We start from the raw sequence: 15,507 nt of genomic DNA on the forward strand, positions 1-15,507 counted from the left end.
TGTATCTGCTGCGGCTAGACAGTTTAGTGCGCCGCAGCACATCGGAGGCATCATGCAGGACATTCTCTGGGGCGTCGGCGGCGGTATGGTCGCGGCGCTGGCGACCACGGCCGGGGCGATCCCGGCGCTGATCGGGCGCAAGATGACCCAGGCCACCTCGGACATGATGCTGGGCTTTGCTGCGGGGGTGATGCTCTCCGCCTCCTATTTCTCGCTGATCATCCCCGGAATCGACGTGGCGCAGGAACAGACGGGCTCGGTCTGGATTGCCGCAGCCATTGCCGCCTTCGGCATCGCTTTCGGCGCGGGTTTCGTCGCCTGGCTCAACCATGCGATCCCGCACGAGCACTTCAAGACCGGCCCGGAGGGCGGCGCCGACCAGGCGACCTTTGCGCGCATCTGGCTCTTCGTGCTGGCGATCTCGATCCACAATTTCCCCGAGGGGCTGTCGATCGGTGTGGCCTACGGGCTTGACCGGGCGAACGGGGTCTCGGTGATGACCGGCATCTCGCTTCAGGACATGCCCGAGGGGCTGGCGGTGGCGGTGGCTTTGGTGGGGCTGGGCTACTCGCGCACGCGGGCGCTGTTTTACACGGCGTTGACCGGCATGGTCGAGCCGCTTGGGGCGCTGCTGGGCGTGGTCGCGGTTTCGGTCAGCGCGGTGCTTCTGCCCTGGGGGCTGACCTTTGCCGCCGGGGCCATGCTTTACATCATCAGCCACGAGATCGTCCCCGAGACCCATCGGAACGGCCACCAGAGGCGGGCGACGACAGGGCTGATCTTCGGCCTCGTGCTGATGATGTTCCTCGACGTCACGCTGGGGTGAGGCGGCGCCGGTGCGACCCGTGCCGGGGCGCGACGCCGGCGGAGGAGGTCGGCGCTTGCGTATTTTCGGAACAATGAGGGGCCGGGCGCGGGCACCGGGGTGGCTCGCTCTTCCGTGAGGGTGGCAGCGCTGCCACTGGACCTTGCGGGCGCGCGGGCATAGGGTCCGCGCAACTTTCGAAGGAGACACGACCATGGCAACCGGCACGAACATCCGCACATATTTCCAGGGCACCTGGCACGATGGCGACGTGATGATCATGCGCGGCGCGGACCACGCCGCCTGGCTGGGCAGCTCGGTCTTCGACGGGGCGCGCTACGTGAACGGCATCGCGCCCGATCTCTACGCCCATTGCGCGCGCATCAACCGTTCGGCCAAGGCGCTGATGTTGACCCCCTTCGTCTCGACCGAGGACATGGTGCAGATCGTCTGGGAAGGGCTCGCCGCCTATCCCAAGGAGGCGGCGATCTACATCCGCCCGATGTACTGGGCGACGCAGGGCGACGCCACCGCCATCGTGCCGGGTGAGGAAGGCACCGCCTTTGCCATCTCGCTCGAGGAGATCCCGATGGCCCCCGAAGGCGCGGCCACCCATCTTGGCCGCACCCGCTTCCGCCGCCCGGTGCTGGAAAGCTCGGTCTGCAACGCCAAGGCGGGCTGCCTCTATCCCAACAACGCCCGGATGCTGCGCGACGTGCAGTCGCGCGGTTTCGGCAATGCGCTGGTCGCCGACGCGCTCGGCAATGTCGCCGAAAGCGCCACGGCCAACGTCTTCATGGTCAAGGACGGCGCGGTTTTCACCCCCATTGCCAATGGCACGTTCCTGTCGGGCATCACCCGGGCGCGCCACATCCAGAACATGCGCGCCGACGGCATGGAGGTGCATGAGGCGGTGCTCTCCTTCGAGGATTTCGAGGGTGCCGACGAGGTCTTCCTGTCGGGCAACCTGCAGAAGGTGACGCCGGTTTCGGGCTTCGAGGATATCAGCTACCAGATCGGTCCCGTGACGCGCCGCGTGCGCGAGCTCTACTGGGACTGGGCGCTGACCGCAGGCTGAGCCTTGCGCCGCGAGCCGCCGCTTCGCGCGACACGCCCCGCCGAGCCGCAGCGCGCCGTGCTGCGGGCCGAACGGCGCTTTGATCCCGCGGCGGGTCAGGGCGCGCCGCGGGTCGAGATGGCGCAGGGGCCGGCCGCCGGGCGCAACCCTGACGCGGCGGGTCGGGGCGCCCGGCGCGGGCCCCGGCGGCTGCCACGGATCATCCGGGCACTGCCGCTGCTCCTCAGTCTCGCGCTCGGCATATGGGCGCTGTCCACCAATCCCTTCGCGCAGCCCTTTCTGACCGCCAGCGAGGCCGAAGTCCGCCGCGCGCTCGACAGGGCGCTGGCGCATGTTCTGACGCCGGCGCGGCTCGAGCAGGAGATCGGCGCGGCGCTGGCCGCAGAGGACCTCGACCGGATCGACACGCTGCTGCCGGTGGCGGCGCGCGTCGGGATCACGCCGAGCCTCGAACAGGGCGAGGAGATCGCCGCGCTGCGCGAGGCCAAGGACAGCGTCTGGGGCAAGGTCGAGGCCTGCGGCACCTGCGCCGCCGACATCGCCAACTGCCCCTCTCTGCAAATGCTGGCCTATTGCGGCATCCCGCTGGAGCTGACGCCGATCGGCGATCTCAACGCGCTGCGCCGGGCGGGCGGAGACTATCTCAGTGGTGCTGAGGTGGACAGTGTCGAGGTGACGCTGGCGACCGTGGGGCTCGCCGCCACCGGCACGCTGGCGCTGACCGGGGGCACCTCGGCCACGGTGAAGGCCGGGGCCACGGCGCTGCGCATGGGGCGACGGCTGCGCACGTTGACGCCCTCCTTCCTCGACGAATTGGCCCGGCTGGCCGATCCCGCGATGCTCCGGCGGCTGGTGTCCGGCACCGGGGAGGCCGCCGACACCGCGCGGTTGGCGCGGGCAGAGGCGGTGGCGGGAGATGTGAGCCGGGTGGTCCGCAACACCTCGATGACCGACGGCGTGATGCTGCTGCGCCACGTGGACAACGCCGAGGATGCGGCGCGGCTGGCGCGGGTGTCGGATGTGGCGGGCAGCGAAACGCGCGGCGTGATGGACGTGCTGGGCAAGTCGCGCAGCTTCCGGACGCTGGTCCGCCTGTCGGATACCGCGATCGCCGCAGCGGCCCTGGTATGGCTGGCCGTGGCGCAGGCGCTGACAGCGCTCGGTGGCTGGCTCGGCGCGCGGTTGCTGCGCCCGGTGGCGCGCGGCGTGGCAGCGCGTCTCGAACGCTGATTTTCGACGGTCCCAAAAGGGCGTTGCCTGCGCCATGCCCCTGCGCCAATATCGCCGCGAAGGAGACCTAGGGATGCGCAAGTTTCTCGTCGTGCTGGATGACAGCCGCGAATGCCTCAATGCCATGCGGTTCGCCGCGATGCGGGCCGCCAAGACCGGGGGAGGGGTGGCGATCCTGTCGGTGATCGCGCCGGATGAATTCAACCATTGGATCGGTGTCGGCGACATCATGCGCGAGGAGGCCCGCGAGCGGATCGAGGCGCATTACGAGGTCTTTGCCAAGTGGATGCGCGACCGGCAGGGCGTGGACCCCGAACTGGTGATCCGCGAGGGCGACCCGGTGACCGAGATCCTCGGGCAGGTGAGCGATGATCCGGATATCGGCGTTCTGGTGCTCGGGGCCGCTGCCGACAAGAAGGGACCGGGGCCGCTGGTCACCGCGATGACCCGCAGCTCGGGCAGCCTGCCGATTCCGTTGACCATCGTGCCCGGTGACATGTCCAAGGAACGGCTGGAGGCGATCACCTGAGGGAACCCACCCTCTGTCGCCCTCGGAAACGGATTTAGAATCGTTCCAAAACTTGACGTCTGCGCGGCGGCGGCGCATATAGGGAGCAGCCCGCAGAAAGGAATTTCGCAGATGTTCATCCAGACCGAATCCACCCCGAACCCCGCGACGCTGAAGTTCCTGCCGGGCCAGACCGTGCTCGATGCCGGCACCGCGGACTTCCCCACACCCGAGGGCGCCGAGACCTCGCCGCTCGCCAAGCGCCTGTTCGGCGTGACCGGCGTCACCGGCGTGTTCTTCGGCAATGACTTCGTCACCGTGACCAAGGACGAAGCCGCCGACTGGGATCATGTGAAGCCCGCCGTTCTCGGCGCGATCATGGAGCATTTCCAGTCCGGTGACCCGGTGATGGCCGGCGAGGCACGCGCCTCGGGTCATAAGGAGTTCACCGGCGAGGACGCCGAGATCGTCGGCCAGATCAAGGAACTGCTCGACAGCCGCGTGCGCCCGGCCGTGGCACAGGACGGTGGCGACATCACCTTCCACGGCTTCGATCGCGGTGTGGTCTACCTGCATATGCAGGGCGCCTGCGCCGGCTGCCCGTCCTCGACGCTCACCCTGAAGATGGGCATCGAGAACCTGCTGCGCCACTACATCCCCGAGGTCACCGAGGTGCGCCCGGTCGCCGTCTGAGCGCCGCGCCTGCCTCATGAGTGATCTGCTGATCCTTGCCTTCGACACATCGGCCGCGCATTGCGCGGCCGCTTTGCTGCGCGGCGACGCGGTGCTGGCTGCCCGCGCCGAGGAGATGGGCCGTGGACAGGCCGAGCGGCTGATGCCGCTGCTTGAAGAGGTCCTCGCCGAGGGCGGCGCAAGCTGGGACGATCTTGACCGCATCGCGGTGGGCGTCGGGCCGGGGAATTTCACCGGCATCCGCATTTCCGTCTCGACCGCGCGCGGGCTCGCGCTGGGGCTGGGCAGGCCGGCGGTCGGGGTCAGCACCTTCGAGGCCATCCATCTCGACGCGCCCGAGGCGCTGGCGGGTGTGCCCGCGCCGCGCGGGCAGATATATGTGCAGCGCCATCTGGGCACGCCGGAGCTGTTGCCTGCGGAGGGTGTCGAGGTGATCCTGCCACCCGAACCGCGCGCGCTGGCGGTCTGCATCGCCCGCGCCGCCGCACGCAAGGAGCCGGGCCCGCGCCCCGCGCCGCTCTATATCCGCCCGGCGGATGCCGCTCCCTCGCGCGATGCCGCGCCGCGGCTGCTGGATTGAGCCGGTGAGCCTTTCGGCCGACGAGCTCGCCGCCCTCTCTGCGCGTGCCTATGCGCATATGGAGCCATGGAGCGCGCGTGCCTTTGCGGGCACGCTGGAGCAGCCGGGTCACCTGCTGGTCGGCGAGGCGGGCGGCTTCGTTCTGGGCATGGTTGTGCTGGACGAGGCGGAGATTCTCGCCCTGGCGACCGATCCCGCGGTGCAGCGGCAGGGTCTGGGGCGCAGGCTTCTCGCGACCTTCGAGCAAGAGGCCGCGGCCCGCGGCGCCACGCAGGTATTTCTAGAGGTCGCCGCCGCCAATGCGCCTGCGCTCGGCTTTTACGAGGCCTGCGGCTACAGGGTGACCGGACGGCGCAAAGCCTATTATCGTCATGCAGATGGCAGCCGCGACGATGCGCTGCTCATGTGCCGGGCGCTGACCTAAGGTTAGATGTCACGCCGGGCCAACCCTGTGCGCGGACTTGCAAAAACCTGTTGACCCTCCGGTAGGGCACAGGATTAATCGGGCATGATCTGCCACAGTGCAGTCCAATTCGCGGGACACGAGAACGACGCCCGCAATTCCAGATCCGGGAGCAAGACATGACCTTCATGAAATCCATCCTCGGCACCGCCGCGACGCTGGCCCTGACCGCCGGCGCTGCGCTGGCGGATCCGGCGCTGATCTACGATCTCGGCGGCAAGTTCGACAAATCCTTCAACGAGGCCGCCTACAATGGCGCCGAGATCTACGCCAAGGAGACCGGCGGCGCGTATAAGGACATCGAGCTTCAGTCCGAGGCACAGCGCGAGCAGGCCCTGCGCCGCTTCGCCGAGGCCGGGTTCAACCCGGTGGTGACCACCGGCTTCTCGATGTCCTCGCCGATCGCCTCGGTTGCCGCGGATTACCCGGACACCAAGTTTGTCACCATTGACGGATTCGTCGATCCGGCCGAGCACCCGAACGTGTTGTCGATCCTCTTCTCCGAGCATGAAGGTTCGTATCTCGTCGGTATGCTGGCGGCGATGGCCTCGAAATCCGGAACCGTCGGCTTCGTCGGCGGCATGGACATCCCGCTGATCCGCAAGTTCGCCTGCGGCTACGCCCAGGGTGCCAAGGCGGTGAACCCCGACCTCAAGGTGATCTCCAACATGACGGGCACCACCCCGGCCGCCTGGAACGACCCGGTGAAGGGCTCGGAGCTGACCAAGGCGCAGATCAGCCAGGGGGCGGACGTGGTCTTCGCCGCCGCCGGTGGCACCGGCCTCGGCGTGCTGCAGACCGCGGCGGACGAGGGCATCCTCTCGGTCGGCGTCGACAGCAACCAGAACTACCTGCATCCGGGCAAGGTGCTGACCTCGATGCTGAAACGCGTCGACGTGGCCGTGGCCGAGGCGATGACTGCCGGCCCCGAGCTCGAGACCGGCGTGAAGGTGCTGGGCCTTGCCGAAAGCGGCGTGGGCTATGCGCTGGACGAGAACAATGCCGAGCTGGTGAGCGAAGAGATGAAAGCCGCCGTGGACGAGGCGAGCCAGAAGATCATCGCCGGCGAGATCGAGGTTCACGACTACTCGGCGGATGACAGCTGCCCCGCCCTGAACTTCTGAACCGGACTTGACGAGCGGGGGCGCGGCTGTTGCCGTGTCCCCGTTTTCTCTTTCGTGTGGCCCGGTTCCTCGGTTACAGCAGGCCGGGCCGTACTTTCAAATGCCGCGAGGCTTCGCATGACCGACACCCCCGCCATCGAGCTGAAGGGCATCTCCAAGGCCTTCGGCCCTGTCCAGGCCAACAAGGATATTTCGATCCGCGTGATGCCCGGCACCATCCACGGCATCATCGGCGAGAACGGCGCAGGGAAATCGACGCTGATGTCGATCCTCTACGGCTTCTACAAGGCCGACGCCGGCGAGATCTGGGTCAACGGATCGCACAAGGACATCACCGACAGCCAGGCCGCGATCTCGGCCGGCATCGGCATGGTGTTCCAGCATTTCAAGCTGGTGCAGAACTTCACCGTGCTGGAGAACATCATCCTCGGCGCCGAGGATGGCCCGATGCTGCGCCCCTCGCTGGCGCGCGCGCGCGGCGTGCTGAAGCAGCTCGCCGAGGAATACGAGCTCTCGGTCGATCCCGACGAGCTGGTCGAGAACCTTTCGGTGGGTCACCAGCAGCGCGTCGAGATCCTGAAGGCGCTCTATCGCCAGGCCGACATCCTCATCCTCGACGAGCCGACGGGCGTGCTGACCCCGGCCGAGGCCGATCACCTGTTCCGCATCCTCGACCATCTGCGCGCCGAGGGGAAGACGGTCATCCTGATCACCCACAAGCTGCGCGAGATCATGGAGATCACCGACACGGTCTCGGTGATGCGCCGCGGCGAGATGACCGCCACCGTGAAGACCGCCGAGACCTCGCCCGAGCAGCTCGCCGAGCTGATGGTCGGGCGCAAGGTGCTGCTGCGGGTCGACAAGACCCCCGCGCGGCCGGGCGCGGTGCTGCTCGACGTTCAGAACCTGCGCCACGTCGACGACGCGGGGGTCGAGCGGCTGAAGGGCGTGTCGCTGCAACTCCGCGCCGGTGAGGTGCTGGGCATCGCCGGGGTCGCCGGCAACGGCCAGTCCGAGCTTCTGGAGGTGCTGGGCGGTTATGCGGATGCCACCGGCTCGGTCACCATGAAGGGCGCGCCGCTGCCGCTGTCGGGCGCGGGCTCCGATGGCAGCGCCCGCCGCGCCGCCGGTATCGGCCATGTGCCCGAGGACCGGCAGGAAGAGGGGCTGATCATGCCCTACACCGCTTGGGAGAACACCGTCTTCGGCTATCACCGCGACCCGCGCTACCAGTCGGGCCTGCTGATGAACAATGCGCTGATCAAGCAAGAAGCGCAGGACAAGATGACCCGCTACGACGTGCGCCCGCCGAACCCCAACCTCGCGGCGCGCAACTTCTCGGGCGGCAACCAGCAGAAGATCGTGCTCGCACGTGAGATCGAGCGCGACCCCGACGTGCTGCTGATCGGCCAGCCGACCCGCGGCGTCGACATCGGCGCCATCGAGTTCATCCACCAGGAGATCATCCGCCTGCGCGACAAGGGCAAGGCGATCCTGCTGGTCTCGGTGGAGCTTGACGAGATCTTCTCGCTCTCGGACCGCATCGCGGTGATGTTCGACGGGCAGATCATGGGCGAGCGGATGCCGGCCGAGACCGACCAGACCGAGCTTGGCCTGCTGATGGCCGGCGTCACCGAGCGCCCCGAAGGCTCCCTGATCGCGGCGGTGGACGCCTCGCTGCACGAGAAGGAAGCGCGCGAGGCCGGCCAGCATGACTGACCGCGCCGTTTCATTGTTCCCCCAATACGCCCGCCGGAGGCAGCAGCGCCCGCAGGGCGCTCCCCGGACCGAAAGGAAGAACGAGGTTCCGAATGGATAAGATGCCCGCCTGGGCCGACGCGGTGCTCGTGCCCCTGATCTCGATCCTGCTGGCAGCGATCCTGTCGGCGCTGGTGATCCTCGCCATCGGCGAGAACCCGGTCGAGGCCTTCAAGCTGATGGTCGATGGCGCGCTGATGCGCAGCACCGGCTGGGGCTACACGCTCTATTACACCACCAATTTCATCTTCACCGGCCTCTGCGTCGCCGTCGCCTTTCACGCCAAGATGTTCAACATCGGCGGCGAGGGTCAGGCGATGGTCGGCGGACTCGGCGTGGCGCTGGCCTGCCTCTTCATCCCCTTCCCGCACTGGTCGGTGGCGCTGATCGTCGCAACGCTCGCCGCAGCCGCCTTCGGCGCGGCCTGGGCCTTCATCCCGGCCTGGCTGCAGGCGAAACGCGGCAGCCACATCGTGATCACCACGATCATGTTCAACTTCATCGCCGCGGCGCTGCTGAACTACGTGCTGGTCAACCTGCTGCGCCCGGTCGGCGCGATGGAGCCGGCGACCGCGGGCTTCCCGGCCGTGACGCATCTGCCGACCTTCCAGGACATGTTCGCCTCCGAGGGCAACCCGCTGTTCCGCGGCTCGCCCGCCAACGTGACCTTCTTCCTCGCCGTGGCGGCCTGCATCGCCTTCTGGTTCCTGATCTGGCGCACCAAGCTCGGCTACGAGATCCGCGCCTTCGGCCATTCCGAGAGCGCCGCGCGCTACGCCGGAATCTCGCCGGTGCGTATCACCGTCATCGCCATGCTGATCTCCGGCGGGCTCGCCGGGATGATGGCGCTCAACACCACCATGGGCGAGGCCGAAAGGCTGGTGCTCAACGCCACCGAGGGCGCGGGCTTCATCGGCATCGCCGTGGCGCTGATGGGCCGCTCGCATCCGGTGGGCGTGTTCCTCGCGGCGCTGCTCTTCGGCTTCCTCTACCAGGGCGGCGCGGAACTGGCGCTCTGGACCTCGATCCCGCGCGAGCTGATCACCGTGATCCAGGCGCTGGTGATCCTCTTCACCGGGGCGCTGGACAACATGGTGCGCATGCCGCTCGAAAAGCTCTTCCTTGCCACGCGCCGGAGGTCCTCGTGATGGATTACGCGACGCTTCTTCAGGTGCTCGACTCGACCGTGCGCCTTGCCACGCCGCTGCTGCTGGCCTGCCTCGCGGGTCTCTTCTCGGAACGCGCGGGCATCGTCGACATCGGGCTCGAGGGCAAGATGCTGGCGGCGGCCTTCTTCTCGGCGGCCATCGCCGCGGTCTCCGGCTCGGTCTGGCTCGGCCTGCTGGCGGGCATCGCCGCCTCGATGGTCATGTCGGGCATCCACGGCCTGGCCTCGATCACCTTCCGCGGCAACCAGCTGATCTCGGGGGTGGCGATCAATTTCCTCGCCTCGGGCATCACCGTGCTGATCGCGCAGGACTGGTTCAGCCAGGGCGGGCGCACGCCCTCGCTGATGGGTGGCGGCCGCTTCGAGAGCATCACGCTGCCTTTCGCCGAGGCGCTGCGCGGCGTGCCGGTGATCGGCCCGCTCTACTACGAGCTGATCTCTGGGCATTCGATCCTCGTCTATGTCGCCTTCCTGATGGTGCCGCTGACCTGGTGGATCCTCTTCCGCACCCGCTTCGGCCTGCGCCTGCGCGCGGTGGGCGAGGCCCCGGAGGCGGTGGACACGGCGGGCGTCTCGGTGGTCGGGCTGCGCTTTGCCGCCATCGCCATCTGCGGGCTGCTGACCGGTCTTGCCGGGGCCTATCTGGCCACCGGCCTGCAGGCCGGCTTCGTGCGCGAGATGACCGCCGGCCGCGGCTACATCGCGCTGGCGGCGCTGATCTTCGCCAAGTGGCGGCCCTGGTACGCGCTCTACGCCTGCCTGCTCTTCGGCCTGCTGCAGGCGGTGGCGCTGCGCTACCAGAACATCGACCTCGGCGGGTTCATCATTCCCGTGCAGGTCATGGACGCGCTGCCCTACATCCTGACCGTGGTGATCCTCGCCGGCTTCGTCGGCAAGGCGATCCCGCCCCGTGCCGGCGGCGAGCCTTACGTCAAGGAGCGCTGAGGCCGCGGACACCTGCCCGCCGCCCCGCCGGGCGGCGGCGCCGCGCGGTGCGTATTTGGAAAGAGAAGAAGGGGGCGCCGCGACGCGCCCCTTTCGCGCGCCCCGCGGGCTTCTTCTCTTCCAAAATACGCAAATCCCGCCGTCGCCGAGGGCGCCGCGCCGGGGCTGTGGGAAAACCGCCGCGGCGCAGCATCATCCGTGCGCGGCCGGTGCCGCGCCAGTTGCCAAATCACCCCCGCACACGCAAAGTCGGCCCATGCAGATCTACCTCCCCATCGCCGAGGTTTCGGTCAATGTCTTCCTGCTCTTCGGTCTGGGCGGGATGGTCGGTGTCCTGTCGGGCATGTTCGGGGTCGGCGGCGGTTTCCTGATCACCCCGCTGCTCTTCTTCTTGGGCATCCCGCCGGCGGTCGCCGTTGCCACCGGGGCGAACCAGATCGTCGCGAGCTCGATCTCCGGCGTGCTGGCGCATTTCAAGCGCAAGACGGTGGACCTGCGCATGGGACTGGTGCTGCTGGCGGGGGGGCTCATCGGCGCGGCGCTGGGGGTCTGGATCTTCAACCTGCTCAAGGGCCTCGGCCAGGTCGACCTGCTGGTGCGGCTCTGCTACGTGGTGTTCCTCGGCATTATCGGCGGGTTGATGTTCGTCGAGAGCGTCAATGCGATCTTCAAGTCGCGCAAGGGCGCGGCCCCGAAACGCCGCCATCACGGCTGGGTGCACGGGCTGCCCTTCAAGATGCGTTTCCGCACCTCGGGGCTTTATATCTCGGCGATCCCGCCGATGCTGGTCGGCCTGTCGGTGGGCGTGCTCTCGGCGATCATGGGCGTCGGCGGCGGCTTCATCATGGTGCCGGCGATGATCTACCTGCTGGGCATGCCGACCAAGGTGGTGGTCGGCACCTCGCTGTTCCAGATCATCTTCGTCACCGCCTTCACCACGCTGCTCCACGCCACGACCAACTACACGGTGGACATCATGTTGGCGCTGGTCCTGATCCTCGGCGGCGTCATCGGCGCGCAGATCGGCACCGCTTTCGGCACCCGGCTGAAGGCCGAGCAGCTGCGCATCGCGCTCGCGTCGCTGGTGCTGCTGGTGTGTGGCAAGCTGGCGCTTGACCTGTTCATCACGCCTGCCGAGCTCTACGAGCTGGTGGCGGGATGAGGCGGCTGGCGTCACTCGCGGTCCTGCTGCTGCTGGCCGCTCTGCCCGCGCGGGCCGAGGAGGTGGTGTTGGGGCTGAGCCAGTCGAATGTCTCGATCACCACGGACTTCGACGGCTCCGACATCCTGATCTTCGGGGCGGTGAAGCGCGAGGTGGCGATCCAGTCCGACCCGCCGCTGCAGGTGATCGTCACCGTCGAGGGCCCGCTCGAGCCGGTCACCGTCTGGCGCAAGGCGCGCAAGCTCGGCATCTGGGTCAACGCCGAGGCGGTGGAGATCGACAGCGCGCCGGGCTTTTACGCGGTGGCGACCTCGGCCCCCTGGTCCGAGAGCATCTCGGCGGTCGAGGATCTGCGCCACAAGGTCTCTATCCCGCGTGCGATCCGCTCGGTCGGCGCGCCCATGGACATCATGGACAGCGAGGCTTTCACCGAGGCGCTGATCCGGGTCCGCGAACACCAGGGGCTCTACCGGGTCGAGGAAGAAAGCGTAGAGCTTCAGGAGTCCACGCTTTTTGACACCTCGATCTCGATGCCGGCGAATATTTCCGAGGGGCGTTACCTGACGCGGGTCTTCCTCACCCGCGCCGGCAAGGTGGTCTCGGTGCATGAAAGCGAGATCCAGGTCGGCAAGGTCGGGCTGGAACGCTGGCTCTTCACGCTCTCGCGGCAGATGCCGCTGGCCTACGGGCTGCTGTCGCTGGCCATCGCCGCGCTGGCTGGCTGGGGCGCCTCGGCGCTGTTCCGGGCGATCCGTTCGGGATGAGCCGCAAGCCGCCGGGAACCCGCGCCGACTATTGCGCCTTCTACCCCATCGCGACGCGCTGGAAGGACATGGATGCCTATGGGCATCTCAACAATGCCGCCTACCTGTCGTTCCTCGACACCGCGGTCACGCTTTGGCAACTGGATGCCGGAATGGAGATCGAACGCCCCGGCGGGCTGCGCTTCCTTGCGGCGCAGAACGGCTGCACCTACCATGCGGAAGCGCGCTTTCCCGACCTCCTGCACGCGGGGGTGCGCTGCGGCCATCTCGGGAACAGTTCGGCGCGCTTCGAGGTGGGCTTCTTCCGCAACGACGACCAGACCGCCTGCGCCGAGGGCTTCATCCTGCACGTCGCGGTGAACCCGCAGACCCGGCCAGAGCGGATCCCCGATCGGTTCCGCCCGGCCATCGAGGAGATCCTGCGCCTCGGCTGAACGGGGCGCGGCCGGACCAAGGAGAGACAGATGTCCAGCTTGCCCATCGATCCCGAACGCTTTCTGGCGGACCTGCACAGGCTGCGCGGTTTCGGCGCTTCGGGAGTCGGCAAGGGCGTCTGCCGGCCAGCGTTTTCCGAGGCAGACATGGCGGCGCGCGACTGGCTCGCGGGACGCATGGAGGAAGCGGGGCTGCGCACGCATTTCGACCCCCTGGGTTCGCTCTTCGGGTTGGTCGAAGGACCATCGCTGCTGATTGGATCGCATTCCGACAGCCAGGTCGAGGGCGGCTGGCTCGATGGCGCGCTGGGGGTGATCGCCGGGCTCGAGGTGGCGCGGGCGGCGCAGGAGGCGGGCGGACCTCCGGTGTCCTGCGTGTCTTTCCAGGACGAGGAGGGGCGCTTTGGCGTGACCACCGGCAGCGCGGTCTGGGGCGGCGCCCTCTCGCTGGCTCAGGCGGATGCGCTGGAAGGGCCGGACGGGGTGCCGCTTGCACAGGCGCGCAAGGCGCTCGGCGCGCGGGTCGGGGCCTTTCTCGACCCCGACCGGTTCACCGGCTTTCTCGAGATGCACATCGAGCAGGGGCCGGTGCTCGACACCGAGGGCGCGCGGCTTGGGGTGGTCGAGGCGATCGTGGGGCTGCGCAATCTGACGATGACGCTGAAGGGCGCGCAGAACCACGCGGGCACCACGCCGATGCACCTGCGCAAGGACGCTTTCCAGGGGCTCGCGGCCTTCACCACGGCCCTCAACGAGCGGTTCCGCAACGTTGTGACCCCGGCGACGGTCTGGACCATTGGCCATGTCGAGCTGCATCCCAACGCCCATGCCATCGTGCCGGGTGAAGTGCGCTTCACGCTGCAGTGGCGCGATGGCTCGATTGACCGGCTCGACCGGATGGAGGCCATCGCCCGCGACACGGTGCAGGAGGTCTGTGCCGAGCGCGGGCTGGGCCTGGACATCGCGCCAAAGCTGGAGCTTGCGCCGGTGAGCATGGACCGGCGCCTGCGCGCGGCGCTGGAGCAGGGGGCGGAGTTCGCCGCGCCCGGTGCCTGGCGGCTCATGCCCTCGGGCGCGCTGCATGATGCGACCAACCTGTCGCGGCTGATGCCGGTGGCGATGCTCTTTGTGCCCTCGATCGGCGGGATCAGCCACGATTTCGCCGAGGACACGGCCGAGGAAGACCTGGTCACCGGGCTTCGCGCCTTGGCCGCGGCGGTCAGCGCGCTCGGCTGAGACCGGGGAACCGAGGCGGGGCGGCGGCGTTTGTTCCGAGACATGTGACCGGAGGACCCGACATGAAGGATACGACCAGCGACCCGAAAGTGGTGACCGCAAGCCCGCGCCAGCTCGAGCTTCTGTATCACCTCCAGGCGCGCAGCATCGGCGCGCGCGGCTGGTTCGATGAAATGGTCGAAAAGGCCGATCCCGAATTCCGCTTCGTCGCGGTGCGCTTCCATGGCCTGCACGTGGAGCAGGTGCAGCGTCTGACAGCGCTGATCACCGCGGTTGGCGGCGATGCCGACCCCTCGGACAACCTGAGCGCCGCGCTCAAACGTGCGAGCCTGTCGGTGCGGGCGGTGTTCGGTGACATCGACGGTGACATGATGTCCCGCATCCGCGAGTCCGAAGCCAAGGTGTTGGCCGGGTTCACCGAGGTGATCAAGGCGATCGAGCCGTCCCGCTACCGAGACGAACTGGTCCAGATGCAGGCCGAATTGCAGGACCTTCTGCGGGTCGTTCAGGGCGAGGAACGCTCGCTTCCGGAGAATCCGAAAGAGGAGTAGGCGCGGCCTGTCTTCGCGCCTTGTCTTCGCGCCTTGGCCGATGCAACCTTCAAGGGAGTTTTCCTTGAAGGCATGTGCATGGCGCAAGCGGTCTTCATCCGGAACCCGGAGTCGATCTACCGCGACGAGCCCGGACTACGGTACAACTTGCCCAATCAGTGCCTCGGAATGGTCAAGGATACCCTGGGCGATTGGGTCGTGGTCTATGAGGGCAAGCGCGGGGCATTCGGTAATGTCGCTGTCCAGAAGGTCGTCGCGGTCGAACCAGACCCGTTGCGTGTGGGATGGCATTTCGCGGTCTTTGCGCCAGAAACGCTTTTGCAGTTCGAAACCACTGTGCCGCGTGCCTCGGCTGACGGGCTTCTCTACGAGCGGCGGCTTCAGGGACCGGACGGGCGCGCCTATTCAGGCGGCCTCAACACGTCTGCGGTCCGGCGTCTGACACCGGCAGAGTTTGCCGCGATCGTCAACGCCGGGCTGGCCGAGATCGAGGGTGCCGATGCGCTGCCGCGCTTGGCGGAAGAGGAACAGGCACAGGCGTTTCAGGGGTTTGCCGAGGAGACCGCGCCCTTCGGTGCACCGCCTCTGAAGCACGATCGCACCAAGCTCTTGGGGTACCGCCCGTACCGCGAGCAGGCATTCCAGCGCATGGTGAAACGGGCCTACGACAGCCGCTGCGCGATCTCCGGCCTGCAACTGCGCAACGGTGGTGGGCGTCCCGAGGTGCAAGCCGCGCATATCCGCCCGGTGAGGGACAAAGGGCCGGACATCGTTGCCAATGGCCTTGCGCTGTCGGGCACCCTGCATTGGATGTTCGACCGCGGCCTGATCGGCATTGCCGAGGACCACACCATCCTGATCTCACACAACAAGGTGCCCGAGGATGTGGTGCGTCGGCTCATCGTGCCGGGGCAGAAGCTTCTCCCCCCGGCGTCGCGGCGCGACTACCCGCATCCAGAGTTTCTGCGCTATCACCGCGAGCACATCTTTGGCCAGATGGGCTGAAAG

17 protein-coding genes are annotated in these 15,507 nt (G+C 67.8%); all 17 read left to right on the plus strand.

Annotation, left to right across the window (positions count from 1 at the left end; all coding sequences use genetic code 11):
- Positions 1–52: 52 nt before the first annotated feature.
- Positions 53–826, plus strand: a complete 774-nt coding sequence (locus IQ782_RS11080) for a ZIP family metal transporter (protein WP_194134698.1) — start codon at positions 53–55, stop codon at positions 824–826.
- A 193-nt stretch (positions 827–1,019) separates the two neighbouring features.
- Positions 1,020–1,883, plus strand: coding sequence for a branched-chain amino acid aminotransferase (locus tag IQ782_RS11085; protein WP_194134699.1), 864 nt, complete (start codon positions 1,020–1,022; stop codon positions 1,881–1,883).
- Positions 1,884–1,886: 3 nt separating this feature from the next.
- Positions 1,887–3,113, plus strand: coding sequence for a hypothetical protein (locus tag IQ782_RS11090; RefSeq protein WP_194134700.1), 1,227 nt, complete (start codon positions 1,887–1,889; stop codon positions 3,111–3,113).
- 73 nt (positions 3,114–3,186) lie between these two features.
- A complete protein-coding gene (locus tag IQ782_RS11095; protein WP_194134701.1) occupies positions 3,187–3,642 on the plus strand; it encodes a universal stress protein in 456 nt (151 codons plus the stop codon).
- 111 nt (positions 3,643–3,753) lie between these two features.
- A complete protein-coding gene (locus IQ782_RS11100; protein ID WP_194134702.1) occupies positions 3,754–4,314 on the plus strand; it encodes a NifU family protein in 561 nt (186 codons plus the stop codon).
- Between the two features lie 16 nt (positions 4,315–4,330).
- Positions 4,331–4,894 (plus strand): tRNA (adenosine(37)-N6)-threonylcarbamoyltransferase complex dimerization subunit type 1 TsaB, encoded by a 564-nt coding sequence (gene tsaB, locus IQ782_RS11105; RefSeq protein WP_194134703.1) that lies wholly within the window; start codon positions 4,331–4,333, stop codon positions 4,892–4,894.
- A gap of 4 nt (positions 4,895–4,898) precedes the next feature.
- On the plus strand, positions 4,899–5,318 hold the full coding sequence (gene rimI, locus IQ782_RS11110; RefSeq protein WP_338092573.1) for a ribosomal protein S18-alanine N-acetyltransferase: 420 nt from the start codon (positions 4,899–4,901) through the stop codon (positions 5,316–5,318).
- A gap of 158 nt (positions 5,319–5,476) precedes the next feature.
- On the plus strand, positions 5,477–6,481 hold the full coding sequence (locus IQ782_RS11115) for a BMP family lipoprotein (protein ID WP_194134704.1): 1,005 nt from the start codon (positions 5,477–5,479) through the stop codon (positions 6,479–6,481).
- 117 nt (positions 6,482–6,598) lie between these two features.
- A complete protein-coding gene (locus IQ782_RS11120) occupies positions 6,599–8,200 on the plus strand; it encodes an ABC transporter ATP-binding protein (protein ID WP_194134705.1) in 1,602 nt (533 codons plus the stop codon).
- A 92-nt stretch (positions 8,201–8,292) separates the two neighbouring features.
- Positions 8,293–9,387: an ABC transporter permease gene (locus IQ782_RS11125; protein ID WP_194134706.1), complete on the plus strand. Its 1,095-nt coding sequence runs from the start codon at positions 8,293–8,295 to the stop codon at positions 9,385–9,387.
- Positions 9,387–10,352 (plus strand): ABC transporter permease, encoded by a 966-nt coding sequence (locus tag IQ782_RS11130; protein ID WP_194134707.1) that lies wholly within the window; start codon positions 9,387–9,389, stop codon positions 10,350–10,352. The genes IQ782_RS11125 and IQ782_RS11130 overlap by 1 nt, the downstream gene beginning before the upstream one ends.
- Before the next feature lie 256 nt (positions 10,353–10,608).
- Complete coding sequence (locus IQ782_RS11135; RefSeq protein WP_194134708.1) at positions 10,609–11,514, plus strand: sulfite exporter TauE/SafE family protein; 906 nt, start codon at positions 10,609–10,611, stop codon at positions 11,512–11,514.
- Positions 11,511–12,278: a TIGR02186 family protein gene (locus tag IQ782_RS11140; RefSeq protein WP_194134709.1), complete on the plus strand. Its 768-nt coding sequence runs from the start codon at positions 11,511–11,513 to the stop codon at positions 12,276–12,278. Before IQ782_RS11135 ends, IQ782_RS11140 begins: the two co-directional genes overlap by 4 nt.
- Positions 12,275–12,712 (plus strand): acyl-CoA thioesterase, encoded by a 438-nt coding sequence (locus IQ782_RS11145; protein ID WP_194134710.1) that lies wholly within the window; start codon positions 12,275–12,277, stop codon positions 12,710–12,712. Before IQ782_RS11140 ends, IQ782_RS11145 begins: the two co-directional genes overlap by 4 nt.
- A 39-nt stretch (positions 12,713–12,751) precedes the next feature.
- Positions 12,752–13,948 (plus strand): hydantoinase/carbamoylase family amidase, encoded by a 1,197-nt coding sequence (locus IQ782_RS11150; protein WP_194134828.1) that lies wholly within the window; start codon positions 12,752–12,754, stop codon positions 13,946–13,948.
- A 62-nt stretch (positions 13,949–14,010) separates the two neighbouring features.
- The gene (locus IQ782_RS11155) at positions 14,011–14,499 is read left to right on the plus strand and encodes a DUF2383 domain-containing protein (RefSeq protein WP_194134711.1); all 489 of its coding nucleotides are present in this window, start codon (positions 14,011–14,013) and stop codon (positions 14,497–14,499) included.
- A 78-nt stretch (positions 14,500–14,577) separates the two neighbouring features.
- On the plus strand, positions 14,578–15,504 hold the full coding sequence (locus tag IQ782_RS11160) for an HNH endonuclease (protein ID WP_194134712.1): 927 nt from the start codon (positions 14,578–14,580) through the stop codon (positions 15,502–15,504).
- Positions 15,505–15,507: the final 3 nt, after the last annotated feature.

It is taken from the genome of Salipiger mangrovisoli (genome assembly GCF_015223355.1).
Taxonomy (GTDB): domain Bacteria; phylum Pseudomonadota; class Alphaproteobacteria; order Rhodobacterales; family Rhodobacteraceae; genus Salipiger; species Salipiger mangrovisoli.

Coding starts and splice junctions, on each gene's coding strand:
- IQ782_RS11080 (WP_194134698.1), top strand. CDS start 53: ATGCAGGACATTCTCTGGGGCGTCGGCGGCGGTATGGTCGCGGCGCTG.
- IQ782_RS11085 (WP_194134699.1), top strand. CDS start 1,020: ATGGCAACCGGCACGAACATCCGCACATATTTCCAGGGCACCTGGCAC.
- IQ782_RS11095 (WP_194134701.1), top strand. CDS start 3,187: ATGCGCAAGTTTCTCGTCGTGCTGGATGACAGCCGCGAATGCCTCAAT.
- IQ782_RS11100 (WP_194134702.1), top strand. CDS start 3,754: ATGTTCATCCAGACCGAATCCACCCCGAACCCCGCGACGCTGAAGTTC.
- tsaB (WP_194134703.1), top strand. CDS start 4,331: ATGAGTGATCTGCTGATCCTTGCCTTCGACACATCGGCCGCGCATTGC.
- IQ782_RS11115 (WP_194134704.1), top strand. CDS start 5,477: ATGACCTTCATGAAATCCATCCTCGGCACCGCCGCGACGCTGGCCCTG.
- IQ782_RS11120 (WP_194134705.1), top strand. CDS start 6,599: ATGACCGACACCCCCGCCATCGAGCTGAAGGGCATCTCCAAGGCCTTC.
- IQ782_RS11125 (WP_194134706.1), top strand. CDS start 8,293: ATGGATAAGATGCCCGCCTGGGCCGACGCGGTGCTCGTGCCCCTGATC.
- IQ782_RS11130 (WP_194134707.1), top strand. CDS start 9,387: ATGGATTACGCGACGCTTCTTCAGGTGCTCGACTCGACCGTGCGCCTT.
- IQ782_RS11135 (WP_194134708.1), top strand. CDS start 10,609: ATGCAGATCTACCTCCCCATCGCCGAGGTTTCGGTCAATGTCTTCCTG.
- IQ782_RS11140 (WP_194134709.1), top strand. CDS start 11,511: ATGAGGCGGCTGGCGTCACTCGCGGTCCTGCTGCTGCTGGCCGCTCTG.
- IQ782_RS11145 (WP_194134710.1), top strand. CDS start 12,275: ATGAGCCGCAAGCCGCCGGGAACCCGCGCCGACTATTGCGCCTTCTAC.
- IQ782_RS11155 (WP_194134711.1), top strand. CDS start 14,011: ATGAAGGATACGACCAGCGACCCGAAAGTGGTGACCGCAAGCCCGCGC.
- IQ782_RS11160 (WP_194134712.1), top strand. CDS start 14,578: ATGGCGCAAGCGGTCTTCATCCGGAACCCGGAGTCGATCTACCGCGAC.